The sequence below is a fragment of the Sphingomonas sp. G5 genome (assembly GCF_052660795.1).
This window is the reverse complement of the sequence record NZ_CP109660.1, coordinates 2,148,943-2,175,424: the sequence shown is the minus strand read 5'-3', so window position 1 is coordinate 2,175,424 and position 26,482 is coordinate 2,148,943. Positions and strand designations below refer to the sequence as shown.

At 69.1% G+C, this 26,482-nt stretch carries 28 protein-coding genes and 1 tRNA gene; 17 read left to right on the top strand and 12 right to left on the bottom strand.

The genetic code is table 11. The features are described 5' to 3' along the window. Positions 1–156 precede the first annotated feature (156 nt). The 6 genes from NE358_RS10580 to NE358_RS10555 all read left to right on the top strand — a co-directional run bounded on the left by NE358_RS10580 (position 157) and on the right by NE358_RS10555 (position 4,934). Positions 157–672, top strand: coding sequence for an FtsB family cell division protein (locus NE358_RS10580; protein WP_258027987.1), 516 nt, complete (start codon positions 157–159; stop codon positions 670–672). Positions 673–719: 47 nt separating this feature from the next. Further along, entirely contained in the window at positions 720–1,238 is a 519-nt protein-coding gene (locus tag NE358_RS10575) for a DUF501 domain-containing protein (RefSeq protein WP_103210966.1), read from the top strand. Further along, a complete protein-coding gene (locus NE358_RS10570) occupies positions 1,235–2,590 on the top strand; it encodes a S8 family serine peptidase (RefSeq protein WP_289938289.1) in 1,356 nt (451 codons plus the stop codon). The genes NE358_RS10575 and NE358_RS10570 overlap by 4 nt, the downstream gene beginning before the upstream one ends. Further along, positions 2,587–3,990 (top strand): NAD(P)/FAD-dependent oxidoreductase, encoded by a 1,404-nt coding sequence (locus NE358_RS10565; protein WP_258027986.1) that lies wholly within the window; start codon positions 2,587–2,589, stop codon positions 3,988–3,990. The genes NE358_RS10570 and NE358_RS10565 overlap by 4 nt, the downstream gene beginning before the upstream one ends. A 191-nt stretch (positions 3,991–4,181) precedes the next feature. Then, a tRNA-Leu gene (locus NE358_RS10560) sits at positions 4,182–4,254 on the top strand. Positions 4,255–4,364: 110 nt separating this feature from the next. Then, positions 4,365–4,934: a LemA family protein gene (locus NE358_RS10555; protein ID WP_103210964.1), complete on the top strand. Its 570-nt coding sequence runs from the start codon at positions 4,365–4,367 to the stop codon at positions 4,932–4,934. Positions 4,935–4,973: 39 nt separating this feature from the next. Here the strand turns inward: NE358_RS10555 and NE358_RS10550 are convergent, their stop codons facing one another. Next, positions 4,974–6,215 carry a winged helix-turn-helix domain-containing protein gene (locus NE358_RS10550; protein WP_103210963.1) on the bottom strand — a complete coding sequence of 414 codons (1,242 nt, stop codon included), beginning with the start codon at positions 6,213–6,215 and terminating at the stop codon, positions 4,974–4,976. Positions 6,216–6,285: 70 nt separating this feature from the next. On the opposite strand from NE358_RS10550, the gene NE358_RS10545 reads away from it, so the two are divergent. Together NE358_RS10545 and ilvA are read left to right on the top strand one after the other, a co-directional pair. Beyond that, on the top strand, positions 6,286–7,476 hold the full coding sequence (locus NE358_RS10545) for an AI-2E family transporter (RefSeq protein ID WP_289938283.1): 1,191 nt from the start codon (positions 6,286–6,288) through the stop codon (positions 7,474–7,476). Next, on the top strand, positions 7,473–8,702 hold the full coding sequence (gene ilvA / locus NE358_RS10540; protein ID WP_141377405.1) for a threonine ammonia-lyase: 1,230 nt from the start codon (positions 7,473–7,475) through the stop codon (positions 8,700–8,702). The genes NE358_RS10545 and ilvA overlap by 4 nt, the downstream gene beginning before the upstream one ends. A 142-nt stretch (positions 8,703–8,844) precedes the next feature. Here ilvA and greA read toward each other — a convergent pair whose 3' ends face one another. Then, complete coding sequence (greA, locus tag NE358_RS10535; RefSeq protein ID WP_289938280.1) at positions 8,845–9,336, bottom strand: transcription elongation factor GreA; 492 nt, start codon at positions 9,334–9,336, stop codon at positions 8,845–8,847. Between the two features lie 103 nt (positions 9,337–9,439). Next, a complete protein-coding gene (locus tag NE358_RS10530; RefSeq protein WP_289938279.1) occupies positions 9,440–9,835 on the bottom strand; it encodes a DUF4307 domain-containing protein in 396 nt (131 codons plus the stop codon). A gap of 63 nt (positions 9,836–9,898) precedes the next feature. Between NE358_RS10530 and NE358_RS10525 the strand changes: the two genes are divergently transcribed. Next, complete coding sequence (locus NE358_RS10525) at positions 9,899–10,174, top strand: hypothetical protein (RefSeq protein ID WP_103210958.1); 276 nt, start codon at positions 9,899–9,901, stop codon at positions 10,172–10,174. Positions 10,175–10,265: 91 nt separating this feature from the next. Here the strand turns inward: NE358_RS10525 and trhA are convergent, their stop codons facing one another. Further along, positions 10,266–10,991, bottom strand: coding sequence for a PAQR family membrane homeostasis protein TrhA (gene trhA / locus NE358_RS10520; RefSeq protein ID WP_499317772.1), 726 nt, complete (start codon positions 10,989–10,991; stop codon positions 10,266–10,268). Between the two features lie 133 nt (positions 10,992–11,124). Here trhA and NE358_RS10515 point away from each other — a divergent pair, with 133 nt between their 5' ends. Both NE358_RS10515 and phoH2 read left to right on the top strand, forming a co-directional pair. Beyond that, entirely contained in the window at positions 11,125–11,898 is a 774-nt protein-coding gene (locus NE358_RS10515; protein WP_103210957.1) for an isoprenyl transferase, read from the top strand. A 205-nt stretch (positions 11,899–12,103) separates the two neighbouring features. Then, on the top strand, positions 12,104–13,465 hold the full coding sequence (gene phoH2 / locus NE358_RS10510) for an RNA 5'-3' helicase PhoH2 (protein ID WP_103210956.1): 1,362 nt from the start codon (positions 12,104–12,106) through the stop codon (positions 13,463–13,465). Positions 13,466–13,774: 309 nt separating this feature from the next. Here phoH2 and NE358_RS10505 read toward each other — a convergent pair whose 3' ends face one another. The 7 genes from NE358_RS10505 to xseA are packed head-to-tail and all read right to left on the bottom strand — an operon-like array spanning position 13,775 to position 20,267. Next, entirely contained in the window at positions 13,775–14,431 is a 657-nt protein-coding gene (locus NE358_RS10505) for a response regulator transcription factor (protein ID WP_103210955.1), read from the bottom strand. Beyond that, on the bottom strand, positions 14,428–15,843 hold the full coding sequence (locus tag NE358_RS10500) for a sensor histidine kinase (RefSeq protein ID WP_103210954.1): 1,416 nt from the start codon (positions 15,841–15,843) through the stop codon (positions 14,428–14,430). The genes NE358_RS10505 and NE358_RS10500 overlap by 4 nt, the downstream gene beginning before the upstream one ends. Before the next feature lie 49 nt (positions 15,844–15,892). Next, positions 15,893–17,287, bottom strand: coding sequence for a class II fumarate hydratase (locus NE358_RS10495; RefSeq protein ID WP_103210953.1), 1,395 nt, complete (start codon positions 17,285–17,287; stop codon positions 15,893–15,895). A 32-nt stretch (positions 17,288–17,319) separates the two neighbouring features. Continuing rightward, positions 17,320–18,006, bottom strand: coding sequence for a carbonic anhydrase (locus NE358_RS10490; RefSeq protein ID WP_371861613.1), 687 nt, complete (start codon positions 18,004–18,006; stop codon positions 17,320–17,322). Further along, a complete protein-coding gene (locus NE358_RS10485; RefSeq protein ID WP_103210952.1) occupies positions 18,003–18,635 on the bottom strand; it encodes a DUF4245 family protein in 633 nt (210 codons plus the stop codon). Before NE358_RS10485 ends, NE358_RS10490 begins: the two co-directional genes overlap by 4 nt. Beyond that, the gene (locus NE358_RS10480) at positions 18,635–18,862 is read right to left on the bottom strand and encodes an exodeoxyribonuclease VII small subunit (RefSeq protein ID WP_174799685.1); all 228 of its coding nucleotides are present in this window, start codon (positions 18,860–18,862) and stop codon (positions 18,635–18,637) included. Before NE358_RS10480 ends, NE358_RS10485 begins: the two co-directional genes overlap by 1 nt. Positions 18,863–18,872: 10 nt before the next feature. Beyond that, positions 18,873–20,267, bottom strand: a complete 1,395-nt coding sequence (xseA, locus tag NE358_RS10475) for an exodeoxyribonuclease VII large subunit (protein WP_141377401.1) — start codon at positions 20,265–20,267, stop codon at positions 18,873–18,875. 131 nt (positions 20,268–20,398) lie between these two features. Between xseA and NE358_RS10470 the strand changes: the two genes are divergently transcribed. From NE358_RS10470 to NE358_RS10450, 5 genes are read left to right on the top strand one after another with little or no spacing between them, the layout of a single operon-like run. Continuing rightward, positions 20,399–21,394, top strand: a complete 996-nt coding sequence (locus NE358_RS10470) for a 4-hydroxy-3-methylbut-2-enyl diphosphate reductase (RefSeq protein WP_499318573.1) — start codon at positions 20,399–20,401, stop codon at positions 21,392–21,394. Continuing rightward, on the top strand, positions 21,391–21,975 hold the full coding sequence (locus NE358_RS10465) for a DUF6264 family protein (RefSeq protein ID WP_289938278.1): 585 nt from the start codon (positions 21,391–21,393) through the stop codon (positions 21,973–21,975). Before NE358_RS10470 ends, NE358_RS10465 begins: the two co-directional genes overlap by 4 nt. A 55-nt stretch (positions 21,976–22,030) precedes the next feature. Beyond that, on the top strand, positions 22,031–22,534 hold the full coding sequence (locus NE358_RS10460) for a sigma-70 family RNA polymerase sigma factor (protein ID WP_116240047.1): 504 nt from the start codon (positions 22,031–22,033) through the stop codon (positions 22,532–22,534). Next, positions 22,531–23,229 (top strand): anti-sigma factor family protein, encoded by a 699-nt coding sequence (locus NE358_RS10455; RefSeq protein ID WP_103210947.1) that lies wholly within the window; start codon positions 22,531–22,533, stop codon positions 23,227–23,229. Before NE358_RS10460 ends, NE358_RS10455 begins: the two co-directional genes overlap by 4 nt. A 44-nt stretch (positions 23,230–23,273) precedes the next feature. Next, positions 23,274–23,819 (top strand): MOSC domain-containing protein, encoded by a 546-nt coding sequence (locus tag NE358_RS10450; protein ID WP_289938277.1) that lies wholly within the window; start codon positions 23,274–23,276, stop codon positions 23,817–23,819. Positions 23,820–24,006: 187 nt separating this feature from the next. Here NE358_RS10450 and fbaA read toward each other — a convergent pair whose 3' ends face one another. After that, positions 24,007–25,035, bottom strand: coding sequence for a class II fructose-bisphosphate aldolase (gene fbaA, locus NE358_RS10445; protein ID WP_103210945.1), 1,029 nt, complete (start codon positions 25,033–25,035; stop codon positions 24,007–24,009). 177 nt (positions 25,036–25,212) lie between these two features. Here fbaA and glpX point away from each other — a divergent pair, with 177 nt between their 5' ends. Further along, on the top strand, positions 25,213–26,202 hold the full coding sequence (glpX, locus tag NE358_RS10440) for a class II fructose-bisphosphatase (protein WP_116240044.1): 990 nt from the start codon (positions 25,213–25,215) through the stop codon (positions 26,200–26,202). Positions 26,203–26,482: the final 280 nt, after the last annotated feature.

Below are 26,482 nucleotides of genomic sequence, written 5' to 3'. Positions count from 1 at the left end.
CGTAGACTCGCGTGCGGTTCGAGATCCGAGCCGGACGACGACGGAGGGGATGCCGTGGAGCGACCGACTTTGCCTCCTCGCCGCCCAGCGGCATCCGAGGCTCCGACGTCGAGCAGGACCTCGTCGAAGAGGGGGCCGAGGGCATCGGCCCGACCGGTGCGTCCGTCGGCGCGCCCGGCCGCCCGCGAGCGCCGCGTCGACGTGCGCGACTGGCTCGGCCGCGTACGCATCTCCGGTTTCGTCGTGATCATGCTGGGTCTTGTGGTGCTGGGGACCTTCGTCCTCGTGCCGACGGTCGGCACGTATATGGACCAGCGTCAGCAGATCCAGGCGCTTCGCAGCGCCGTGCAGCTCAGCCAGTCCCAGGTGGCCGATCTGCAGACGCAGCGCGACCGCTGGTCCGATCCCGCGTACATACGGACGCAGGCGCGCGAGCGTCTCGGCTACACGTTCCCCGGTGAGGTCGTGTACCTCATCGACAACGACCTGCCGGCCTCGGCCACGCCGCAGGAGCAGGACGACGTCAGCGGTGACGTGGGCCAGACCCGCACCGACTGGATGGCACAGCTCGTGCGCTCGGTCACCTCCTCGGGCGCGGCGCAGGTGGCGGTTCCCGACGTCACCGTCGGCGTTCCGGATCCGACTCCCGCCCCCGACGCACCCGCGGGCTGACTCCGGGTCCCGGCGGGCTGTCGGAGACGGCGGGTACCCTGGAGGCGATGACTACCGCAACGCTTCCCCCCGCCTCCGACGCCGACCTGGCCGTGCTCCAGTCGCAGCTCGGCCGTGTCCCGCGCGGGGTCGTGGGAATCGCGGCGCGCTGCGTGTGCGGCAATCCCACGGTCGTGGCGACTTCGCCGCGGCTCGACGACGGCAGCCCGTTCCCCACCTTCTACTACCTCACCCACCCGGCGGCGACCGCCGCGATGTCGGTGCTCGAGGCGGGCCACGTCATGAAGGAATTCTCCGACGAGCTCGCCGAAGACGAAGAACTGCAGCAGCAGTACCTGGCGGCGCACGAGGCGTATCTGCGAGACCGTGCGGCCTATGGCGAGCCCGAGGAGATCGCCGGGATCTCGGCCGGCGGCATGCCCGCGCGCGTGAAGTGCCTGCACGCTCTCGCCGGTCACGCGCTGGCCGCGGGTCCCGGCGTGAACCCGATCGGAGACCGTGCCCTCGAGCGCGGTACGTGGTCGCCCGAGCGGTGCCAGTGCGAAAGCCCCGGGGCCGGCGGATGAAGCGTGTCGCCGCCGCTATGGCATCCGTCGTTCTCGCGACGGTGCTGAGCGGGGCGATGGCGATGCCCGCGGTGGCCGCGACGGTTCCCGCGTCGGCCGCACCCCAGGCCCCGTCGAATCCGGTCCCCGAGGACCCCACCGATTCGGTTCGCGCGGGGGAGTACTGGCTCGACCAGTACGGCGTGCGCGAGGCATGGAAGACCACACGGGGTGCGGGCCAGAAGATCGCGATCATCGACACCGGCATCGGCCGCGGGCCGACCGAGTTCACCGGGGCCGTTGTCGGCGGCACCGACGTGTCGGGCGTGGGCGCTTCCGACGGACGCTCGCCAGTCGGCGCGGTGGACGCGAATCACGGAAGCTGGGTGGGTTCGCTTGCCGCAGCCCGCGGGACCGGCAACGGCCGCGGCATGATCGGTGTCGCGCCCGAGGCCGAGTTGCTGTCGATCTCGGTCGGGTTCGGCGCCTCGAGTGCCAAGCCCTTCACGGATCAGATCGCCGATGCCATCCGCTGGGCGGTCGACAACGGTGCGACGGTCATCAACATGTCGCTGACGACCAACACCCTCGACTGGGACACCAGCTGGGATACCGCCTTCGAGTACGCCTTCGATCACGACGTGGTCATCGTCGTGGCCGCCGGCAACCGGGGCAGCGGCACCGACCGCGTGGGCGCTCCGGCCACCATTCCCGGCGTTCTGGCCGTCGGCGGCGTCGACCCGAGTGGCGCGGCGAGCAACGACGCGTCGACCCAGGGCATCACGATCGGTCTCTCCGCCCCGAGCGAGCGGCTCATCGGTGTCTCGGCCGACGGTTCGCTGGTGCAGTGGAACGGCACGAGCGGTGCGGCGCCCATCGTCGCCGGCATCGCCGCCCTCGTGCGCGCTTCGCACCCGGGGATGGATGCCAACAACGTCCTCAACCGTCTGATTCAGACCGCGAGGCCCGCGGCCGGCGCTTCGGCTCGACCCGACAAGCTGTACGGCTACGGACTGGTGGATGCCGCTGCTGCGGTGTCGGCGCGGGTCGAGACCGTGTCGGAGAACCCGCTCGGGAGCCTCAAGGAGTGGATCCGTCTGTACCGCCGCGCAGACGCGGAGCCGTCGCCGGAGCCCACCCCGAGTCCCGTGGTCATCCCGCCGCTGCCGCCCGTCGAAGCGGCGCCCGCGGCGGGGTCGCCCCTTCTGCCGTCTCGCGATAGCGTGCTGTACGGGTCGTTGCCGCTCGGCGCTGCCACACTGGCCGCTATAATGATTGCGCTCGGTGTCACTGCTGCTGCCCGGCGAATCCGACAGGCGCGCGTCTCCCGCGAGCCGAGCCGCACCACAAACGAGGAGTCCCTCACATCGTGACCACTACCGTGCCCAGAATCCTCATCGTCGGTGGGGGCTATGCAGGTTTCTACACCGCCTGGAAGCTCGAGAAGCTGCTCGGCCGAGGCGAGGCCGAAGTCACGCTCGTCGACCCGCTGCCGTACATGACGTACCAGCCCTTCCTCCCCGAGGTCGCCGCGGGCGAGATCGAGCCCCGCCATGTGGTGGTCGGCCTCCGTCGCCACCTCAAGCGCACCACGGTCATCGCGGGCAAGGTCACGGGCATCTCGCACGCGACCAAGACCGCGACGGTCACGCCGATCGCCGGTGACGAGACCTTCGAGCAGAGCTACGACCACATCGTCGTCACCGCCGGTGCCGTCTCGCGCACCTTCCCGATCCCCGGCATCGCCGACAACGCGATCGGGCTCAAGACCATCGAAGAGGCCGTCGCGATCCGCGACCGCCTCACGTCGAACTTCGACAAGGCGTCGGTGCTGCCCGCAGGTCCCGAGCGCGACCGTCTGCTGACCGTCGTCGTCGTCGGTGGCGGCTTCGCCGGTATCGAGGTCTTCGCCGAACTGCGCGCCTACGCGTCGTCGCTGCTCTCGCAGTACCCGACCCTGGCGTTCGACGACACGCACTTCCACCTCATCGAAGCCATGGGCCGCATCATGCCCGAGGTCTCGCAGAAGACGAGCGAGTGGGTCCTCGCCGACCTCGCCAAGAAGGGTGCCTTCGTGCACCTCGACACGCAGGTCAAGGGCGCCGTCGACGGCATCGTCGAGCTGTCGACGGGGGAGAACCTGCCGACCGACCTCATCATCTGGACCGCCGGTGTCATGGCCAACCCCACGGTCGTCCGTGGCAGCGACCTGCCCGTCGAGGAGCGCGGTCGCATCCGCACCCGCCCCGACCTGCGCGTCGGCACCGACGAAGAGATCGTCGAGGGTGCGTGGGCCGCCGGTGACGTCTCGGCCGTTCCCGACCTCTCGGGCGGCGGCGTGGGCGGATTCTGCGTCCCCAACGCCCAGCACGCGGTCCGCCAGGGCAAGCTCATGGCGAAGAACCTCGTGGCGGTGCTCCGCGGTGAGGAGCCCAAGGAGTACAACCACAAGAACCTCGGTGCCGTCGCCGGCCTGGGCCTGTACAACGGCGCCTTCCAGTCGGGCAACATCGCCCTGACCGGTCTGATCGCCTGGTTCGCACACCGCGGCTACCACGGTCTCGCCATGCCCACCTGGGAGCGCAAGTTCCGCGTGATCGGCGACTGGATGCAGAACTTCGTCCACGGCCGCGAGGTCGTGTCGCTCGAGGCCGTGCAGAAGCCTCGCGCAGCCTTCGAGGAGTTCGCCGCTCGCCCGCGTCCGGCCGCTCCCGCCGCAGAGACGCCCGCAGCTCCGGCTGAGAAGAAGGTCGAGCCCGTCGCGGCCAAGTAACACCCTTCGTCCGAGACCCTCGCGCCCTTCCGGGTGCGGGGGTTTCGGCGTTTCCGGGGGCGTCACGTGTCGTCGTGCCGAGTCGGGGACCGGGAGGCCGGATGTCGGCATCGGGAATCGGCGTGTCGTCGCTCTTCTTGCCGCACGGTCAGCGGGCGGCGGGCGACGCCCGCGATACGGTGGAGGCACGGGCCCCCGTAGCCCAATGGCAGAGGCAGGCGACTTAAAATCGCTTCAGTGTGGGTTCGAGTCCCACCGGGGGTACGAGATGCCCGTTGCGTGCAGATCGCCTGGGAGTCCCTCGCACCACCCGTAACGCGGCGCACCCCGCAGTTACACTGGAGGGCAATCTTCCGAACGGAGTGTGGGGACTTATGTGGGAGTGGCTCGTACCGGTCATCGTGATCGTCGGCATCCTGGTCATCGCTGGCATCTACCTGTGGGCCACCTACAACAGCCTCGTCGCGCTCAATGTGCGCGTCGACGAAGCGTGGAGTGACATCACCGTTCAGCTCAAGCGACGTGCCGACCTGCTGCCCAACCTCATCGAAACGGTGAAGGGCTACGCGGCGCACGAGAAAGCCGTGTTCGAGAACGTCACGCGCGCGCGGGCTGAGACACTCTCGGCGCAGAGTCCCGCTGAGGCCGGCGTCGCCGAGGGCCACATGCAGCAAGCGTTGAAATCGCTGTTCGCGGTGGCCGAGGCATACCCGCAGCTCCAGGCGAGCCAGAACTTCCTGCAGCTCCAGCATGCGATCGTCGACACCGAAGACAAGATCCAGGCGTCGAGACGGTTCTACAACGGCGGCGTGCGCGAGTTGAACACGAAGATCAAGGTGTTCCCGAACAACCTCTTCGCCCGCCAGCTCGGCTTCCACGAGCGGGAGTTCTTCGAGGTCATCGACGGCGCCGCGATCGCCGAACCGCCACGCGTGCAGTTCTGAGTGAACGCGCTCCCTCCGCTTCGGCCGAGGGGGCGCGTTTCAGTTGGTGCGACCGTCGGGGTGCTCGTGTCGCTCGGCGCGCAGGGCCCCTGCCAGGTCTTCGGCCGCGTCACCCCACCGCGAGACCGTGACGCGGTCGAGGCCCTGCCAACGTGCGGCCGCGAGCAGTTCGGCGGCGACGCGCTCGGCGGCATCCGGAGACGCCCCGGCCTCCCACCACGCGGACTGCACGCGCAGAGCGCGCGACGCGCGGTCGGCCTTGAGGTCGATGCGTCCGACCACGTCGTCTCCGACGAGGACGGGCAGCGAGTAATACCCGTAGCGCCGCTGCGGCGCGGGCGTGTAGATCTCGATGCGGTAGTCGAAGTCGAACAGCCGCTCGGCGCGGTCGCGGAACCACACCACGGGGTCGAACGGGGTGAGGATGGCTGCCGCATCGACCTTGCGCGGCCGGGCGGCGTCGCGGTGCAGCCATGCCTTGGCCGGTCGACCGGCGACCTGCCAGCCCTCGACGGACACGGGGATGAGTTCGCCGGCGTCGACCAGATCGTGGATGCCGGTCATCACCGCCGGTCGATCGCGGATGCGCCAGTAGTCGGCGAGGTCGGCCGCCGTGGCGACGCCGTACGCGATGGCGGCGCGACGTACGAGCTCTCTGATCGCCTCGGCGCGGGCAACGGAGGTCTCGAGCGCCGCCGGTGGAAGGACATCGGAGGCGAGGGCGTAACGCCGCTCGAAGCCGCGTCGGCCGGCGATGGCGACATCGCCGAACAACCAGAGGCGCTCCAGACCGTTCTTGACGTCGTCCCACCCCCACCAGGAGCCGCGAGAGCCGCTGCGGGCGTCGTGCTCGATCTCGGCGGGACGCAGCGGACCGCGGTCGGCGAGCTCGTCGCGCAACCACCGCAGAAGTGGCTGATTCGCCTCGGCCCACGCGTCGCGACTGTACTTGGCGCGCAGCTCGTCGCGACGAAACTGCAGCAGGGGCCAGTCATCGACCGAGACGAGGGATGCCACGTGCGCCCAGGACTCGACCCACGTCGGCCGGCGTGAAAAGGCGAGTTTGTCGAGCAGGGCGGGATCGTAGGGCCCCAACCGTGCGAACAGGGGCATGTAATGAGAGCGGGAGAAGACGTTGACGGAGTCGATCTGCAGGATGCGCATGCGATGCAGCACGCCCGTGATCTGACGCGTTCCCACCGTCGCGGGGCGCGGTCGGGCGAAGCCCTGAGCAGCGAGAGCGATTCGGCGGGCGTCGGCGCGACGGAGCGTCGTGGTCATGCGATTCACCGTAGCGACCCCCTCCGACATGGCCGCCGGAGCGCGACCGGCGCGGCGGTAGGCTGACGGGATGAGCGGAACCGATCCCGACGAGCGTGGATCCTTCCTCGACGCCCTGAAACGTCGCACCGTGTCGAGCGACCTGCAGCCGCCCGTCCCGCCGGGTCTGCGGCAGGCGACGGCATACGCGTGGCGGTTGCTGGTGATCGCCGCGGCGCTCGCGGTGATGATCTTCGTCGTCATCCAGCTGAAGCTCCTGGTGATCCCGCTGCTGGTCGCCGTGCTGATCTCGGCACTGGTGTGGCCCGGGTTCTCTTTCCTGCTGCGGCACCGCTGGCCGAAGTGGCTCGCCATCATCGTCACGGTGCTGGGCACCCTCGCGATCATCGCGGGTCTGGTGTGGGTCGCCGTGTGGCAGATCTCGCGGCAGTTCGGGTCGGTGCGCAAGCAGACCGAGGCATCCGTCCAGCAATTCCGCGAGTACTTGATCAGCGGCCCCCTGCATCTGAGCGCTCAGCAGATCGACGACGGGCTCACGCGGGCGGGGACCTTCCTGCAGCAGCAGGGCGAGGTCATCTGGACCGGGGCCCTCACGATCGGCTCCACCATCGGGCACGTCGCGACCGGCGTGCTGTTGACGCTCTTCATCCTGCTGTGCCTGCTCGCCGACGGGGGCGGCATCTGGCGGTGGACGACGCGCCTCTTCCCGCGCGCCGCCCGACCAGCGGTCGACGGTGCAGGTCGCGCCGGCTGGCGCACCATCAAGAGCTACGCCCGCACCCAACTGCTCGTCGCGACGATCGACGCGATCGGCATCGGTCTCGGCGCCTTCCTGCTCGGCGTGCCCCTGTCGATCCCGATCGGTGTGCTCGTCTTCCTCGGCGCGTTCATCCCGTTCGTCGGCGCGGTCGCGACCGGGGCGCTCGCGGTCTTCATCGCCCTCGTCTACAACGGCCCGCTCATCGCCCTGTTCATGCTCATCGTCGTCCTCGGGGTACAGCAGTTCGAGAGCCATGTGCTCCACCCGATCCTGATGGGCTCGGCCGTCAAGGTGCACCCTCTCGCGGTGGTGCTCGTCGTCGCAGGAGGCGCGATGATCGGCGGCATCGCCGGCGCCCTGTTCGCGGTGCCCCTCGCCGCATTCGTCAACGTCGTCGCCGTCTACCTCAGCACGAAAGCGTGGAAGCGCGACGGTGAGACCCTGGCATCCCCGGATCTGATCTGGCGGACCGTCCCGCGCGAGCGCGGAAGGAGATCATGAACGACACTCCCACCCTGGCCGAGTTCGAGGATGCCGCGCAGAACCTGCGCGGCATCATCACGCGAACGCCCCTCGACGAGTCGCTCCACCTCACCGAGCTGCTCGGTGTGCCGGTCAACCTCAAGCTCGAGAACCTGCAGCGCACCGGATCGTTCAAGATCCGCGGAGCGACCTACCGCCTGTCTCGCCTCACCGAGGAGGAGCGGGCGCGCGGGGTCGTCGCAGCGTCCGCGGGTAATCACGCGCAGGGGGTGGCGCTGGCCGCGCAGCAGCTCGGTATCGCAGCCACGATCTTCATGCCCCTGGGTGTTCCGGTCCCCAAGCTCCTCGCCACGCGCGGATACGGTGCCGAGGTGATCCTCGAGGGGGCGACCGTCGAGACGCCGCTGCGCCTGGCCGCCGAGTTCGCCGAGCGCACGGGTGCCGTGCTCATCCACCCCTTCGACCACCGCGACATCGTCGTGGGACAGGGGACCCTGGGCCTCGAGCTCGTCGAAGACATGCCCGATCTCGAGACGGTCATCGTCGGTATCGGCGGGGGAGGGCTCGCCGCGGGAGTCGCCGCCGCCGTGAAGGCACGTGCCGCAGCCGAGGGGCGAGCGGTGCGTATCATCGGCGTGCAGGCGCACAACTCCGCCGCCTACCCCTCGTCGCTCGCCGCGGGGTACCCGATGCAGGTCGAGACCACCCCGACGATCGCCGACGGCATCGCGGTCGCCCGCCCCGGTGATCTGCCGTTCGAACTCATCCGTCAGTACGTCGACGAGGTCGTGACCGTCACCGAGGACGACATCGCCCGCGCGCTGCTCGTGCTCCTCGAGCGTGCCAAGCAGGTCGTCGAGCCCGCCGGAGCCGTGGGCGTCGCCGCGATCCTCGCCGGCAAGGTGAAGGCCAGCGGCCCCACCGTGACGATCCTCTCGGGCGGCAACATCGACCCCCTCCTGCTGCAGCGGGTCGTGGCGCACGGGCTCTCGGCATCCGGTCGCTATATGTCTCTGCGGATTCCGCTGCCCGATCGCCCGGGCCAGCTCGCCCGGGTGTCGGAGCTGCTCGCAGGCGTCGGTGCGAACGTCATCGAGGTGCTGCACACCCGCCACGGGCAGGGGCTCCAGATCAGCGAGGTAATTCTCCAGCTGAGCGTCGAGACGCGCGGCGAGGAGCACCGGGCGCTCGTGATCTCGACGCTCGAGCACGCCGGGTTCATCGCGACGGTCGTTCCGAACTGACGCGTCAGGGCCTCGACCGGGAGGCTGGTCGAGGCGCGTTCAGCGTGGTCACACGCCCCGGACCGCCCTGGCCTCGGCGGTCCGGAAACGCCGCGAGCCGCCCACCCCGGCAGTGGGGGAGCGGCTCGCGAACGAAGGCGGGTTACTGACCCGAGTAGGTCTCGACCTTGACGACCTCGACCTGGATCTCTTTCCCGTTGGGTGCGGTGTACGAGCCCTTGTCGCCCTCTTTGAGGCCCATGACGGCCGTTCCGAGAGGCGAGGCCTCGCTGTAGACGTCGAGCTCTGAGTCGGCCGCGATCTCGCGGTTGCCGAGCAGGAACTTCTCTTCGCCGCCGGCGACGATCGCGGTGACGACGGTGCCCGACTCGACCACGCCGTGGCTCTCGGGGGCCTCTCCGACCTTCGCGTCCTTCAGCAGCGCCTGCAGGGTGCGGATGCGCGCCTCTTGCTTGCCCTGCTCGTCTTTCGCAGCGTGGTAGCCGCCGTTCTCTTTGAGGTCGCCCTCTTCGCGCGCGGCCTCGATGCGCTTCGCGATCTCTTCGCGACCCGTGGTCGAGAGGTGCTCCAGCTCGCTGTGGAGGCGGTCGTAGGCGTCTTTCGTGAGGAACGTCACCTGAGCGTCGTTGGACACGGGTACTCCTTCGTCGAGGCGCTGACGGCGGTGTCTGCAGCCGTCGGCGGGGATATGTCGAACGCCCCGGCATCGAGCCGGGGCGCGTCGTGATTCCGCGAGTTTACGGCACCCAACAGGCGTTGACAAAACCTGTGGTCGCCAGCGACAGCGTCGGAATCGTCTCGGTGAAGGCGCGCGAGGCGTCGTCCGACGCGGGATACTGCACGACCTTCCAGCCCACCGTCCCGTGATCCTCGTCGCGGGCCTCGAGGGCGCAGGCGACCGGCTTGCCCACGGGGGCGGTGATCTGGAAGCTGCTCGAGACGGATTTGTCGTTGATGACGGTGAAACCGGTGTCGGTCGCCGTCACCGAGGCCGCGCTGCTGGCGAACGTCGTGTAGCCGAGATACCCGATGGCGCTGAGCGCGAGCACAGCGACGATCGTCCAGCCGACGAGGCGCCGCCGGGGCGAACGCGTGCGCCCGTAACGTTCGTCGAGCAGGGCTTGCGTCGTCATGGTCTCCCCGGGCTTTATGCTGGAGTACCAGGCTACGCGCTTCCGCCCGGACCGAAGGACTCCATGCATCCCGTGATCGTCGCTCTTGCGACCACGCCCTCCCCGGCCACCACTCCCGACGAGTCGATCGTCACACCCGGGCCGCTCGGCTTCGCCGCCATCGCCTTCATCGGCGTCGCGGTGTTCCTCCTCGTGTGGGACATGCTGCGCCGGATTCGCCGCGGTCGATACCGCGAAGAGGTCAACGCCGAACTGGATGCCGAGGAGCAGGCGCGCGCGGCCCGAGACGCCAGCACGACCGACGACCAGGACATCGACCCGGCCGCTCCTCGCAGCTGAATCTCAGCCCGGGGCTCTGGCATCCGGAATCCGAGGCTCGAGAAGGGGACGCGCGGCGGCGTGACGCGCTCAGCCCCGGCGGCCCGGGGATTCAGCCGCCGTGGTACGCCGGGGCGAGGGCGATGAGCAGGCACGCCGTCCAGTGGCAGAGGAACGCCAGCACGGTGCACACGTGGAAGATCTCGTGGAAGCCGAAGTGCCCTGGCCAGGGGTTGGGCTTCTTCAGCGCGTAGACGATCGCACCGCCCGTGTAGAGCAGACCGCCGACCACGACCAGCACCATCATGGCGACGTTCGCCGCGAGCAGGTCGCCGAGGTACATCACGGCGGCCCACCCGAGCGCCAGGTAGAGCGCCACGTAGAGCCACCGCGGCGCGTTGATCCAGAAGACGCGGAACAGGATGCCGAGGATCGCTCCGCCCCACACGATCGACAACAGCAGCACGGTCTTCGGCGTCGGAAGGGCCAGTACGGCGAGAGGTGTGTACGTTCCCGCGATCAGCAGCAGGATGTTGGCGTGGTCGATGCGCTTGAGCACCGCGAGCGTCTTCGGCTTCCAATGGAAGCGGTGATACAGGGCCGAGTTGCCGAACAGCAGCATCGAGGTGGCCATGAACACGGCCCCGGCCCACTTGCCGGGGGCACCCTGCGCCAGGGCGATCAGCACGATGCCCGCAGCGATCGCGACGGGGAAGGTTCCGGCGTGGATCCAGCCGCGCCAGGTGGGCTTGAGCTCAGCCTGCGCGCCTACCGCGCCCGCTTCCAGAAGGGGGAGCTGGGGCATGTCGGGGCCGTCTGCGGGGATCGAGGGCGTCACGCTCTCGACACTACGTCTCAGCTCATGCGCGCGGAGGAACATGGGCGATCCGCTCACCCTTCCCCCAGGAAGCACCGGCCGCTTTCACCGGTCGCCGCCGCCTGCGACGCGGTAGCGTAGGCGAGTGGCGCGTATGCGGAAGAACGAGGGGCGTGGACCGCTTTACCGTCTCTACATCTCGCGTCTGCGTCGTCGCATGCCGGCCACCGTGCCGCACCACGTCGCGATGATGATCGACGGCAACCGTCGGTGGGCGCGCCAGCTCGGCTTCGACAGTGCCGCCCACGGTCATCGAGCCGGCGCCGCGAAGATGCACGAGTTCCTCCGTTGGTGCGACGACCTCGGCATCGAGGTCGTGTCGCTGTACCTGCTGTCGAACGACAATCTGGTCAAGCGCGACAGTCGGGAGCTGCAGGACCTGCTCGAGATCATCGCCGAACTCGCTGCCGAGCTCTCGCATGAGCCCAACTGGCGCGTGAAGCACGTCGGCCGCGCCGACGGCTTGCCCACCGAGCTCGCCGAGGTGCTCCACGAGGCCACCGAGCGCACCCGCGGACACGATGGTCTGCACGTGAATCTCGCGGTCGGCTACGGCGGGCGCAGCGAGATCGTGGATGCCGTGCGCTCGATCATCGCGAAGCACGACCAGTCGGGCGGGTCTCTCGAGGAGCTCGCCGCGAGCCTCACGCCCGAACAGATCGGGGAGCACCTGTACACGGGGGGACAGGCTGATCCCGACCTCGTGATCCGCACCTCCGGTGAGCAGCGCCTCAGCGACTTCCTGCTCTGGCAGTCGGCGCACTCGGAGTTCTACTTCGTCGAGGCGCTCGGCCCCGACCTGCGCGAGGTGGACTTCCTCCGCGCGATCCGCGACTTCGCAGCGCGCGATCGCCGCTTCGGACAGTGAACGATCTCGACGACGTATCGGCGTGAACACGCTGTTTACGAACTCGTCATTTTCGCGGCGTGTTAACGACCCCGGGTGGTGTCGAGGGGTCGTACGGTGATCTCATCGGACACGGAGTCCGGTCGAGTCGACCTTCGGATCGCGACTCGTGACCCACAGGTCGACTCGTGACAACCGGGTGATTCACCCGGGTCGGGAGTGGGTTGTGACTGCACGAGCACCGTACGACCAGCGTCACGTCGTCGAGAGCACCGAGGCCGAAACGGGAGCCGACCAGGCTCTGCGCACATATGTCTTGGACACCTCCGTCCTGCTGAGCGATCCGCGAGCGTTCTTCCGCTTCGCCGAGAACTCCGTCGTGATCCCCGTCGTGGTCATCACCGAGCTGGAAGGCAAACGTCATGACCCCGAGATCGGGTACTTCGCCCGCCAGGCCCTGCGCCACCTCGACGAACTCCGTATCGAGCACGGACGCCTCGACTTCCCCGTCCCGGTCGGCACCGACGGCACCCTCCGCGTCGAACTGAACAACACCGACCAGCAGGTGCTCCCCTCCGGCATGCGCACGGGCGGCAACGACAGCCGCATCCTGGCCGTCGCCATGAACCTCGCGCAGGACGGCGCCGAGGTCACCGTGGTGTCGAAGGACCTTCCGATGCGGGTGAAGGCGGCATCCCTCGGTCTGAATACCGAGGAGTACCTCGCCGAGCAGGCGATGGACTCCGGGTGGACCGGTATCGCCTCGATCGACCTGTCGGGCGACGAGATCTCCGACCTGTACGAGACCGAGGTCGGGGTCAGCGAGGTGGTCAAGGGGCTGCCGATCAACACCGGGCTCGTCATCCACTCCGAGCGCGGCTCGGCGCTCGGCCGTGTCACCGGCAAGGGGGAGTACCGCCTGGTGCGCGGAGATCGCGACGCGTTCGGCCTGCACGGGCGGTCGGCCGAGCAGCGTATCGCCCTCGACCTGCTCCTCGACCCCGAGGTGGGCATCGTCTCGCTGGGCGGTCGTGCCGGCACGGGCAAGTCGGCGCTGGCGCTGTGCGCCGCTCTCGAGGCCGTGCTGGAGCGACAGCAGCAGAAGAAGATCATCGTCTTCCGACCGCTGTTCGCGGTGGGCGGGCAGGAGTTGGGCTACCTCCCCGGCGACCAGGCCGAGAAGATGGGCCCCTGGGGCCAGGCCGTGTTCGACACCCTCGGCTCGGTCGTGTCGGGCAACGTGCTCGAGGAGGTGCTCGCGCGAGGCCTGCTCGAGGTACTGCCCCTCACGCACATCCGCGGCCGTTCCCTGCACGACGCGTTCGTGATCGTCGACGAGGCGCAATCGCTGGAGCGGAACGTGCTGCTCACCGTCCTCAGCCGCATCGGCCAGAACTCCCGCGTGGTGCTCACGCACGACGTGGGCCAGCGCGACAACCTGCGCGTCGGTCGGCACGACGGGGTCGCCTCGGTGATCGAGACGCTGAAAGGCCACGGACTCTTCGGTCACGTGACCCTGACGCGGTCCGAGCGTTCGGCTATCGCCGCCCTGGTGACGGAGTTGCTGGAGGCCGGCGAGCTGTCGTAGCGGCTCTCTGAAAGGGGCCGGGATGCCGTGGCATCCCGGCCCCTTTTCGTCGCCGTCTGTGCGGCACTGGGAGGGAAGCTTTGGGCTCAGATGAGAGGGTTCTCATTTCACGCTCTCCGGGCTCTCACAATGACCCGCCAGAGTAGAGCCATCGACGAGGGAGACCTCGTCACCCGCCTCGGCGGTTCCCCCAGGAAAAACAAGAGAACGTCACGTGCAGGTCACCGCTCTTCGGGTGAGTCGGAAGACCACCGTGAGCGTCTCCCCAAACCCCCGGTTCCCCCGCCGGGGGTTTTCGGGTTGTGAACGTCATTCCCAGCGATAGCCCGCGCCGCGCACGGTGACGATATGCGATTGGCCGATCTTGGCCCGCAGATAGCGCACGTACACGTCGACCACGTTCGACGACGGGTCGAAGTCCATTCCCCAGACGCGGCTCAGCAACTGCTCGCGGCTGAGCACCTGGCCCGCGTGGCGGATGAACTCCTCGGCCAGGGAGAACTCCCGTGCGCTGAGATCGATCTCGCGACTGCCGACGGTGGCCCGACGGGCGAGTACATCGAGGGACACGTCGCCGTGTGCCACGGTCATCGGACCGACCGTCACCGGTTCCCGCATGCGCGAGCGCACCCGGGCGAGGAGCTCGTCGAACTTGAACGGCTTGGCGACGTAGTCGTTGGCACCGGCGTCGAGACCGTCGACGGTGTCGCGCGTGCTCGTGCGTGCGGTCAACATGATCACGGGGATCTGCGAGCCTTGGCCGCGCAGGCTCCGCAGCACCTCGAAGCCGTCCATCGATGGCAGACCGACGTCGAGCAGGACGAGATCGACGTCACCCGAGAGCGCGGTGTCGAGGGCCTCTGCTCCGTCGGCGATGATCAGAGTCTGGTAGCCCGCGGACTCCAGCCCCTTCGCGACGAACGCAGAGATGCGTTCCTCGTCTTCGGCGATGAGGATGCGTGTCATCCGGTGGCCTCTCTCTGCATGACGACGTCACCGGCGCGCACGGGCGTCGGGAGCTCGGCGGGGGACTGCGCCCCGGTCACGGGGATGTGCAGGGCCACGGTCGCCCCACCACCGGGGGTGTCGCTGACGCTGCAGTGTCCGTCGTGCGCCTTGGCGATGGCATCCACGATCGACAGTCCGAGCCCGGATCCGTCGATCCCCCGCCCCGTCGACAGGCGGTCGAAGCGACGGAACACGCGGTGACGAGCGGCCGGGGGGATGCCCGGGCCGTGGTCGCGGACCCAGAGGTGGGCGGTGGTCTCGTCCGCCGTGCTGCCGATCTCGATCGAGGTGCCCTCGGGGGTGTACTTCGCGGCGTTGTCCGCGAGCTGGAGCCACGCCTGGACGAGGCGATCGGCGTCGCCGTGGATGCGGCCGCGCGCCCGCTGCTCGACGGTCCAGGTGTGCCCCGGGATCGCCCCCGCGAGCTCCGCCACGCGGTCGGTGAGGGAGCCCACGTCGATGACCGCCGCCTCGAGCGCGCCGCTCTCGACGTCGGCCAGGGTGTCGATGTCGTCGACCAGCCGCGCGAGGCGATCGAGTTCGGCAATGCCGAGGTCGCGTGTCTCGGTCACATCGTGGGGATCGGCGGGATCCATCATCTCGAGGTGCCCACGGACGATCGTGATAGGGGTCTTGAGCTCGTGCCTGACGTCGTCGAGCAGTTGCCGTTGCGCGTCGACCGACATCGCCAGTCGATCCAGCATCGAGTTGACCGAGGTCGTCAGATCGGAGATCTCGTCGTTGCCGTGCGCGCGCAGGCGCGTGCCGAGGTCGTCGATGGTGATGGCGTCGGCGGTATCGCGCAGGCGCCGGAGCGGCGAGAACAGGCGCCCCGTGACGAACCAGCCGGCTACGGCGACGAGCAGCAGCACCACGAGCGCCGAGATTCCATAGGTCAGGGTCGAGAGGGTCACCAGCTCCATGCGCTGGTCCACCGAGATGACCTGCACGGCGGCCCCGTCGCGGGTCTCGACGGCCGCGTAGAGCACGGGCCCATGGACGCTGTCGAGGCGCCCACGATCGTTGCCGAGGCTGATCTGGTCGGCCAGGGATGCCACGAGCCCGGCATCGTCGGCGATCGACAGTCCTGGTGGAGACGGGGTGCTCGCGAGCACGCGCGCGCCGTCGAGGGCTACGGTGCCGTCGGTACGACCGGGAACGGTCGCCGCGACGAGTGTGGCGGCATCCTGGCTGCTCGTCGACAGGGTCGAGACGAACCCGTCGAGTTGCCGTTCGGCGTTGGCCACGACGCGTTCGCTCTGCACGAGGAACGTGACGCCGCCGGCGATGATCATGCCGAGCAGCACGACGCCGAGGATCGCGCCGAGGAAGCGCACGCGCGTCGAGACAGGTCTCGTCGTGCGGCTCATCCTCTGATTATGGCGCGCCTCGGCGTCGGGGATGTGCCAGTGGGCCCGATCAGCCCGGGTGGGTCATCGACAGCAGGTCGAGCTTGGCGTCGAGCACCTCTTCGGTGATCTCGCCGCGCTCGACGTAGCCGAGGTCGATGACCGCCTCGCGCACCGTGATGCCCTTGGCGACCGAGTGCTTCGCGATCTTCGCCGCGGCCTCGTATCCGATGACCTTGTTGAGCGGGGTGACGATCGAGGGCGACATGCCGGCGAACGCCTCGGCGCGCGCGACGTTGGCCTCGAGGCCGTCGATGGTCTTGTCGGCGAGGACGCGCATGGCGTTCGAGAGCAGACGAATCGACTCGAGCAGTGCCGTGCCCATGACCGGAATGGCGACGTTGAGCTCGAACGAGCCCGAGGCGCCCGCCCACGCGACGGTGGCGTCGTTGCCGATGACGCGCGCGCACACCATCAGGGTGGCCTCGGGGACGACCGGGTTGACCTTGCCGGGCATGATCGAGGAACCCGGCTGCAGGTCGGGGATGTGCAGTTCGCCCAGACCGGTGTTGGGGCCGGAGCCCATCCAGCGGATGTCGTTGTTGATCTTCGTCAGCGAGACCGCGATCGTGCGGAGGGCGCCGGATGCCTCGACGAGACCGTCGCGGTTCGCCTGGGCCTCGAAGTGGTCCTCGGCCTCGGTGATGGGCAGCTGGGTCTCTGCCGCGAGCAGCTCGATGACCTTCTGGGGGAAGCCGAGGGGCGTGTTGATGCCGGTACCGACCGCCGTGCCGCCGAGGGGGACCTCGCCGACGCGGGGGAGCACGGCCTCGACGCGCTCGATGCCGAGGCGCATCTGGCGGGCGTAGCCGCCGAACTCCTGGCCAAGGGTGACCGGGGTGGCGTCCATGAGGTGGGTGCGGCCCGACTTGACGATGCCCTTCCACGCCTCGGCCTTGGTCTCGAGCGCCGTCGCGAGGTGCTCAAGCGCCGGGATGAGGTCGGTGATGAGCGCCTGTGTGACGGCGATGTGCACCGAGGTGGGGAAGACATCGTTCGACGACTGCGAGGCGTTGACGTGGTCGTTGGGGTGCACCGTGTCGCCGAGGATGCGGGTGGCGAGGGTCGCCAGCACCTCGTTCATGTTCATGTTCGACGAGGTGCCGCTGCCGGTCTGGTACGTGTCGACGGGGAAGTGCGCGTCGTGCGCGCCGGTGACGACCTCGTCGGCGGCTCGGGCGATGGCATCCGCGATGCGTCCATCGAGGGTGCCGAGCTCTTTGTTGGCGAGCGCGGCGGCCTTCTTGATGCGGGCAAGAGCGGCGATCTGCGTCGACTCGAGGCCCGAGCCCGAGATGGGGAAGTTCTCGACCGCACGCTGCGTCTGCGCGGCGTAGAGGGCGTCCTTGGGTACCCGCACCTCACCCATGGTGTCGTGTTCGATGCGGTACTCGATGTCGGTCACGTCGTTGTTCCTCCGGGTCGTTCGTTGGGTTGTCAGATGCGGGCGTCTTCGACGCGCGGGTCGTCGACGCGGGGGTCGTCGACATCGCCCACGATGACGACGGGGAAGGCTTCGCCTTCATCGAGGCGGTAATTCGCTCCGACCACGGCGGTGCGCCCCTCGGCCACGGCCTCGCTGATCAGTTCGGAGGCGCGCAACAGCTCGCCCACCGTGTGGCGGAGGTGCTCGCGACCCACAAGCTCGGGGTCGACGGCGTCGGGGAGGTGACCGTCGACGGCGGAGGCGCGCTGCACGCGTCGCACAGCCGGGACGATGGGCGCGATCTGCCGCCAGATGTAGGCGGGGAGGGTCGGGGCGTCGACGCCCGTGCTCTCGATGGCCGCGCCGACGGCGCCGCACGCGTCGTGCGCGAGCACCACGATCAGGGGGACTTCCAGCACGCCCACGGCGTACTCGAGGCTGCCGATGACCGAGTCGGAGATGACCTGACCGGCGTTGCGCACGACGAACAGGTCGCCGAGGCCCTCGTCGAAGATGATCTCGGCCGCGAGGCGAGAGTCGGAGCAGCCGAACAGCGCCGCCGTGGGGTGCTGCGAGCTCGCGAGCTCGGTTCGGCGCTCGACGTCTTGACGCGGGTGAGCGGGGGCGCCCGAGACGAAACGTTCGTTGCCCTCCACCATCTGCCGCCAGACCTGCCGGGGGGTCATGCGCTCGCTCACGGGACCTCTCTCAACTGCTCGATCTGCGATGTGACGGACGCGGCGGCCAGCGCCGCGGTCTCGGGGGCGGCATCGCCGTAGACGAGCACGTAGTCGGGCCCGGCCGGGGTGGCGAGGGCGTAGTCGATGTTCCCGGTGCCGGACGGGTTCGACGGGCGGTACACGTTCCACGTGATGCCGTCGATCTCGATGGTCTCGGTGCTGCGGGTGCCGTCGAGCACCTGTCCGACCCACGTCTCGTCTGCCTCGAAGCCCTGCGCGACGCGGAGGAATCCGCTCTCGCCCGAGCGGACGTAGACCATGGTCCACGCCTCGGTGCCGCCGACGCCCTCGGTGCTGGCCTGGTTGACGCGCCATCCCTCGCCGAGGGAGGGGGAGAGCACCGGTCGACCCAGGTCGCTCTGCATCTCGGCCGCGAGGGCGGCGACGTCGATGTCGGGGCGGGGAGCCGGCTCGCCGCGGGGCACGGCCGCGACGACGACGAGCACGACGCCGACGGTCACGATGAGTGCCGCGATGAGGTTGCGGAACGTCTTGCTGGACCGGTACCGACGCGAGGACTCGGCCTTGCGATCGGCCGCTTCCTGCGGGGTTTCGGGGCGACCGAGATGGGCGACGACGCGAGCCATCAGTCGTCACCCTCGCCGCGGGCGGCGTCGAGGCGGCGCTTCGCGCCGAGCAGCCACTCCTCGCAGCGGGCGTAGAGCTTCTCGCCGCGCTCCCAGAGCGCCAGCGACTCTTCGAGGGTCGGAGCGCCCTGCTCGAGCTCGGCGACCACGCGCACGAGTTCGTCGCGGGCCTGCTCAAACGACAGGGTCGCGACGTCGACGGCGGGGCCGGGGGTCGTCGCGGTCATGGCATCCATTCTAGGCGCGCCCCACCGACACCCCGTCGCCGGGTGCCTCGTCGTCGAGCGGTCGATCGGCGGATGCCGAGGACTCGGCGTCGTCCGCGGTGTCGCGGCCACTGGTCGACGCCCCGTGTGGAACCGTGTCGGGAACGCCGCCCTCCGAGCGAGCGGCCAGCGTGCCCTCCTCCACGGTGAGCCGAAGCGCGGTCCCGGCCGGGGCGTGAGCGGCGTCGCGCAGCACCGAGCCGTCGGGGAGCTGCGCGATCGCGTAGCCGCGGGCGAGCGTCGCGAGCGGCGAGAGCGCGCGCAACCCCGCGCCGAGTTCGCTCGCGCGTCGCCGCTCAGCCTCGATGCGGCGGTCGACGATGTCGCGTCCGCGGTTCGAGAGCATCCACAGCTCCTGCGCGCGGGAAGTGAGCATGGAATGGGGAGTGCGCAGCGCCGGTCGCGAACGGATCTGCTCGAGCTGCGCGATGTCGTGCAGCACGCGTTGGGTGAGACGCCCCGTGAGCCGGGCACGCAGCTGCGACACGAGTGCCCGCTGCTCGCTGACGTCGGGTACCACCCGCTTGGCGGCGTCGGTGGGTGTGGAGGCGCGCACGTCGGCCACCTCGTCGAGGAGCGGCCGGTCGTTCTCGTGTCCGATGGCGCTGACGATCGGAGTGGATGCCGCGGCCACGGCGCGCAGCAATCGCTCGTCGCTGAAGCCGAGCAGCGTCTGCGGATCTCCGCCGCCGCGGGCGATCACGATCACGTCGACCTCGGGGTCGGCATCCAGGATCTTCAGAGCCGCGAGGGTCTCGGGAACGCACCGGTCGCCCTGGACGGCGGCGTGCTGGGTGCGGAAGCGCACGCGGGGCCAGCGCAGCTCGGCATTGCGATGGACGTCTTTCTCGGCGTCCGAGTTCTCGCCCGTGATGAGACCGATGCAGTGGGGGAGGAAGGGCAGCTTCTTCTTGCGGACCGGATCGAACAGGCCCTCGGAGCGCAGCTGGACGCGGAGCCGCTCCAGACGCTCGAGCTGTTCGCCGAGACCCACGTGCCGCATTGCCGAGATCGCGAACGAGAAGTCACCGGTGCGCGGGAAGTAGTCGGCCTTCACACACGCGACGACATGGTCGCCGACCTTGAGGTCTTTCGGCAGACGGTTGAGGGTGCTCGACCAGATGCGGAAGGCCACCGTCGATTCCGTGCCGAGGTCTTTGAGGCGACCGAAGACGTTGCCGCCGCGGCGGTTGAACGAGGTGATCTCGCCCTCGACCCAGACAGACCCCCAGCGTTCGATGAAGCCGCGGATGGTGTCGTTCAGGCGCGAGACCGAGGTGGGGGCGTCGGTGCTCGAGTCACGGGGGTGCACGCTGTCGGCGGGCGGGGCCTGGCCCGCGATGGTCTCGGGCTGGAACGAGGTCATGGTCTCCGGAGGGTCGAGGTGGCCGGTTCGGCCGGTGTTCAGGGGCGTCCCGGTAGAATCGAGGGGTGAGCTCACCTGCCGTCCACCTGCCCGTTCCCCGTATCCCGGGTCGACGCGGGCGGCTCCAGGATATCCCCGTGAAGGGCCAGAAGAAGGTCCTGCTGGCCGCGCCCCGCGGCTATTGCGCCGGCGTGGACCGCGCGGTCATCGCCGTCGAGAAGGCCCTGGAGCGCTACGGTGCCCCGGTGTACGTGCGCAAGCAGATCGTGCACAACATCCACGTCGTGACGGAGCTCGAGAAGAAGGGCGCGATCTTCGTCGAAGAGGTCGACGAGGTTCCCTCGGGCGCCCACGTCGTCTTCAGCGCGCACGGCGTGTCGCCCGCCGTCGTGTCCGCGGCATCCGACCGGGGTCTTCAGGCCATCGACGCCACGTGCCCCCTCGTGACGAAGGTGCACCGCGAGGCCGTGCGCTTCGCCCGTGACGACTTCGAGATCCTGCTGATCGGCCACGAGGGACACGAGGAGGTCGAGGGCACCGCCGGTGAGGCTCCCGAGCACGTCACCGTCGTGAACTCTCCCGACCACGCCGACACGATCGAGGTGCGCGACCCCTCGAAGGTCGTGTGGCTCTCGCAGACCACGCTGTCTGTCGACGAGACTATGGAGACCGTGCGGCGTCTGCGCGAGCGCTTCCCGCAGCTGCAGGATCCGCCGTCGGACGACATCTGCTACGCCACCCAGAACCGCCAGGTCGCGATCAAGAAGGTCGCCGTCGGCGCCGACCTCGTGATCGTCGTCGGTTCGGCGAACAGTTCCAACAGCGTCCGCCTGGTCGAGGTGGCCCTCGAGCACGGGGCCAAGGCCGCGTACCGCGTCGATTACGTCGACGAGGTCAAGCAGGAGTGGCTCGAGGGGGTCGAGACGGTCGGCGTCACCAGCGGTGCGTCGGTTCCCGAGGTCCTCGTGACAGAGGTGCTCGACGAGCTCGCCGGCGCCGGCTACCGCGATATCGAAGAGGTGCGCACGGCCGAAGAAGACCTGATCTTCTCGTTGCCCAAAGAGCTGCGGCAGGATGCCACCGGCAAACGCGACGAGCGCGCGCTGGGCGGCCGGGGTCGGGCGTGAGCGACACCGATCCGCGCACCCCCTCCGACGAGGCCCGTCCCCGCCCGCAGTACGGCGAGTACGCCACGCCCGAAGAGCAGCGCGCGCGCATCCGGCGTCCGGAGGTGACCGAGGCCCTCGAGGCCGGGGTCGCCCCTCAGCCGGAGCCGGTCGCCTTATCGAGCTCCGCGGCGAAGCCTGCGCCGATGCCCGTCCCCACCACCCGCGGCGGGCAGATCGACCGGATCGTGACGTTCGGCCTGCTCATCTACGGTCTGTTCTCGGTCGTCACCAGCATCATCCAGCTGCTCAACTTCCCCGAGTACGCGAACAACTTCGCCCGGGTCTTCCGGGTCGATGCGACGTTCACGAACCTCACAGCCGGATATCTCTGGGGCGCCGCGGCCGCGGCCGTCACCGGCATCGGATGGCTGCTCACGGCGACGTTCACCTGGCGGTCCATGAAGCGCGGGCGTATCTCGTTCTGGATCCCCATCGTCGGCGCGTTGATCAGCACGATCATCGCCGCCGTGCTCTCTCTCATCGGCATGTCGAGCGACCCGCAGTTCCTGTCGGCCGTCATGGGCAGCGTCTCGAACTGAACCGTTCCGCGCGGCATCCCGTGTTCCACGAAGAAGAGGGAGAGGGGATGCCGCGGTGCGAGACGAACACGCGCAGCTGACCGCGCTGTACGACGCGCACGCGACCCCCGTCTGGCGCTACGTCGTGAGCCTCACCGGTGATCACGCGGGAGCCGACGATGTCGTACAAGAGACGCTGCTGCGCGCCTGGCGGACGCCTCGGGTGATGAGCGACGATCCCGCGACGCTGCGGTCGTGGATGTACACCGTCGCCCGCAACCTCGTCATCGACGAAGCGCGCAGCGCGCGGCGTCGGCACGAGCATCCGGTCGACGAACTGCCCGAGGTCGTCCGCGACGACGACACCGACGCGATGTTCGACGCCCTCCTCGTGGAAGAGGCGCTCGCCACCCTGACTCCTGACCACCGCGCCGTCATCGTCAGCGCTTACTACGGTGGGCGCAGCGTCGCTCAGGCCGCCGAGGAGCTCGGCATCCCGGCCGGAACCGTCAAATCGCGACTGCATTACGCGGTGCGGGCATTGCGGCTCGCGCTGCAGGAAAGGGGGGTGACCCGATGAACGACGATCACGAACGTCTGTCGATGTCGGACGGCGCCTACGTGCTCGGGGCGCTGTGCGCATCCGACCGCGCCGAGTTCGAAGCCCACCTCGCGGTGTGCGCCGCCTGCCGCGCGTCCGTCGCCGAGCTCGCTCCCGCCGCGGGACTGCTGTCGCGGCTGTCCCCCGAGCGGGCTCGAGCCCTGAGCCCGACGACCGGCCCCATCCCGCTCGCCTCGCCCGACCCGGCCCTGCGCGGACGCGTCGTCGAGGTCGCCCGACGTCGGCGTAAGCGCCGCCTCACGGTGTGGACGCTCGCCGCATCCATCGCCCTGGTCGCCGTCGCGGTACCGAGCGTGTTCGCCGTGAACAGCGCGGTCCAGCAGTCGACGGGGACGGTGTACGCCCTCGACGACGTCGCCGGAGCGCCGCTCGAAGCCTCGGTGAAGCTCACGTCTGCCCCGTGGGGAACCCGCATCGACCTCGTCTGCCAGTACACCGGGCAGGTGCTCGATGCTCCTCCCGGTGGCTGGCCGTATGCCCTGGCCATCACCGACGACGCGGGCACGACGAGCGTGCTCTCGACGTGGCGTGCCGACCCGGGGTCGACCACCGAGCTGAGCGCCGGCACGGATCTCTCTGCCTCGAACATCGGGGCGGTCGAGATCCGCTCTCTCGACGGCGACACCGTCGTGATGCGGCGGGAGTTCGGCTGAGTCCTGCGCACGTGCGTCGGCTTCGTACGCTTTAGCATCGGTCCATGCCTCGACTCGTCGCCGTCTGCGCCGTCCACAGCCTGCACCCGGATTCCGGATCGGTCGGGGTGACGGCGATCGACAAGCGTGCCGTCGAGGGAAGCGTGCGCGTCGGCAAGCTCGGCATCCGCTCCGACGTGCAGGCGAGTCGCAAGCACCACGGTGGGCCCGACAAGGCGGTGTACGCCTACGCCACCGAGGACGCCGCGTTCTGGGAGGGCGAGCTGGATCGCGAGCTGCACCCGGGCTGGTTCGGTGAGAACCTGCGCGTGGAGGGGCTCGACGTCAACGGCGCGCGCATCGGAGAGATCTGGCGCATCGGCGACACCGTCGAGGTCGAGGTCACGATGCCCCGCACCCCGTGCGCGACCTTCGCGCGATGGGTCGGCGGTTCGGCGGCGCGCGGTTGGGTGAAGCGGTTCTCCGACGAGGGGCGACTCGGCGCCTACCTGCGCGTTCGCCGTGCCGGCGAGGTCCGGGCGGGGGATGCCATCGAGGTACTGTCGTCGCCCGAGGGTGCCCCCACGGTGCTCGAGGCGTACCGCAGCTGAGTCGCTGTTGCCGAACGGGCGGAGGGCACGCGAGACAGCATCTCGCTGACATCTCGGATGCAGCCCGACGCCGAATCGTCAGCGAGATGTCGTCTCGCTGACGTCAAGCGCCCGGCCCGGGGCGCGGCATCCGGAAACGACGAACGCCCCGGCGGGAGAGCCGGGGCGTTCGTGCAAACGCGCTGGGTCAGTTCTGGGACTGGCCGTACGAGCCGAGCTGCTTGGTGGCCTCGACCACGCGCACGGCCATGGCCGACTCGGCGACCTTGCCCCAGGCGCGGGGATCGTACTGCTTCTTGTTACCGACCTCGCCGTCGAGCTTGAGCACGCCCTCGTAGTTGGAGAACATGTAGCCCGCGATCGAGCGCGTGAAGGCGTACTGGGTGTCGGTGTCGATGTTCATCTTCACGACACCGTTGGCGACGGCGAGGGCGATCTCGTCGTCGGTCGAGCCGCTGCCGCCGTGGAACACGAGGTCGAGGGGCTTGGGGCCGGTGCCGAACTTCGCGGCGATGCCCTCCTGGATCTCGCCGAGCAGCTCGGGGCGGAGCTTGACGCCACCGGGCTTGTACACGCCGTGCACGTTGCCGAAGGTGAGGGCCGAGATGTACCGGCCGTTCTCGCCGAGGCCGAGGCGCTCGACGGCCTTGGTCACGTCGGCGACGGTCGTGTACAGGGCCTCGTTCGAGCCCTCGTGCTGCACACCGTCTTCTTCGCCGCCGACCACGCCGACCTCGATCTCGAGGATCGCGTTGATGTTCTTCATGCGGGGGAGGAGCTCGGCCGCGATGTCGATGTTCTCGTCGAGGGGAACGGCCGAACCGTCCCACATGTGCGACTGGAAGATGGGGTTGCGACCGGCCTTGACCTCTTCTTCGGAGGCCTCGAGCAGCGGGAGGACGAAACCGGGCAGGGCGTCCTTGGGGCAGTGGTCGGTGTGGAGGGCGACCGTGATGGGGTAGTTCTTGGCGACCTCGGTCACGTACTTGGCGAAGGCGAGAGCGCCGGTGGCGCGGGCCTTGACGGTGTGGCCGGCGAAGTAGTCGGCACCACCGGTCGTGACCTGGAGGATGCCGTCGGAGCCGGCCTCGGTCAGGCCCTGGAGCACCGAGTTGATGGTCTGCGAGCTCGAGACGTTGATCGCGGGATACGCGAAGCCGCCGGCCTTCGCGCGGTCCAGCATGTCGGCGTACTGCTCAGGGGAAGCGACGGGCATGGAGGTGCTCCTTGGTGTTGTCGGGACACCGTCACTCTAGCGAAGCCACCGGATCGTGATGCGGCGGGCGCGGCAGGAACGGGGCAGTTCTGTCGAACCGTTAAGAATGGCGATTCCTTCGTTGCACATCCGGTCAAAACCGGCGATTGTCCACGCTTCGCTGGATACAGTGGCCGCATGGTGAGCCTGACTGCCGACATGAGCCCTTTGCACCCCGACCGCAACCTGGCGCTCGAGCTGGTGAGAGCGACCGAGGCGGCGTCCATCCGCGCCGTTCCCTTCATCGGCCGGGGCGACAAAGAGGCCGCCGACGGTGCAGCCGTCGACGCGATGCGCGCGTTCTTCAGCACCGTCAACTTCGACGGCACGATCGTGATCGGCGAGGGCGAGAAGGACAACGCGCCCATGCTCTACAACGGTGAGCGCGTCGGCAGCGGCCGTGGGCCGCAGTGCGACGTGGCCGTCGACCCCATCGATGGCACCTCGCTGACCGCCGCAGGCCGCCAGAACGCCCTCTCGGTCATCGCCGTGTCGGACCAGGGCACCATGCTCGACGCGTCGAGCGTCTTCTACATGGACAAGCTCGTCACGGGCCCCGCCGGTGTCGGCGTCGTCGACATCCGCCTCCCGATCGCCGAGAACATCCGCTTGCTCGCGAAGGCGCTGGGCAAGCCCGTCGATGAGATCGTCGTGTCGGTGCTGAATCGGCCGCGCCACGAGAAGCTCATCGCCGAGATCCGCGAGGCCGGCGCGGGAACCCGCCTCATGAGCGACGGCGACGTCGCCGGTGGCATCAACGCCGCTCGTCACAACGCTCGCACCGACATGTGCGTCGGCGTCGGCGGCAGCCCCGAGGGCATCGTGACCGCGTGCGCCATCAAGGCTCTCGGCGGACACATCCAGGGCGTCCTTGCCCCGCGCAACGACGACGAGAAGGAGAAGGGCCGAGATGCCGGACTCCAAGTCGACGGCGAGGTGTACGAGGCCGATGGCTTGGTGAAGGGCAAGAACACGATCTTCGTCGCGACCGGCGTGACCGACGGACAGCTCGTCCAGGGTGTTCGCCGCGAGGGTGACTTCCTGTACACGGAGAGCGTCGTGCTTCGCGGCGCCTCGGGCACCCTGCGCCGCATCTCGTCGGAGCACCTGACCTCGAAATGGCTGTGACGCTCCGGGCTGACGCTTCGGGGTCGATGTCATTGCGCTGACGTCATTGCGTTGACGTCGTTGCGTTGACGTCAGGCTTCCTGTCTGGGACGCCTCTGATCGCGAGACTGCGTCTCGCTGACAAATCGGTTGAAGGTCGCAACTGTCGTGTCAGCGGAATGCGGTCTCGGCGGTAGGGCGAGGTCCCGGCGATCCAGTGCGCTCCGGCGCCCGGGGGAACCGCGACGCGGCGAAAATCCCGCGATGTGCAGATACAGCCGGGCGTGTCGTGACGCAAGCG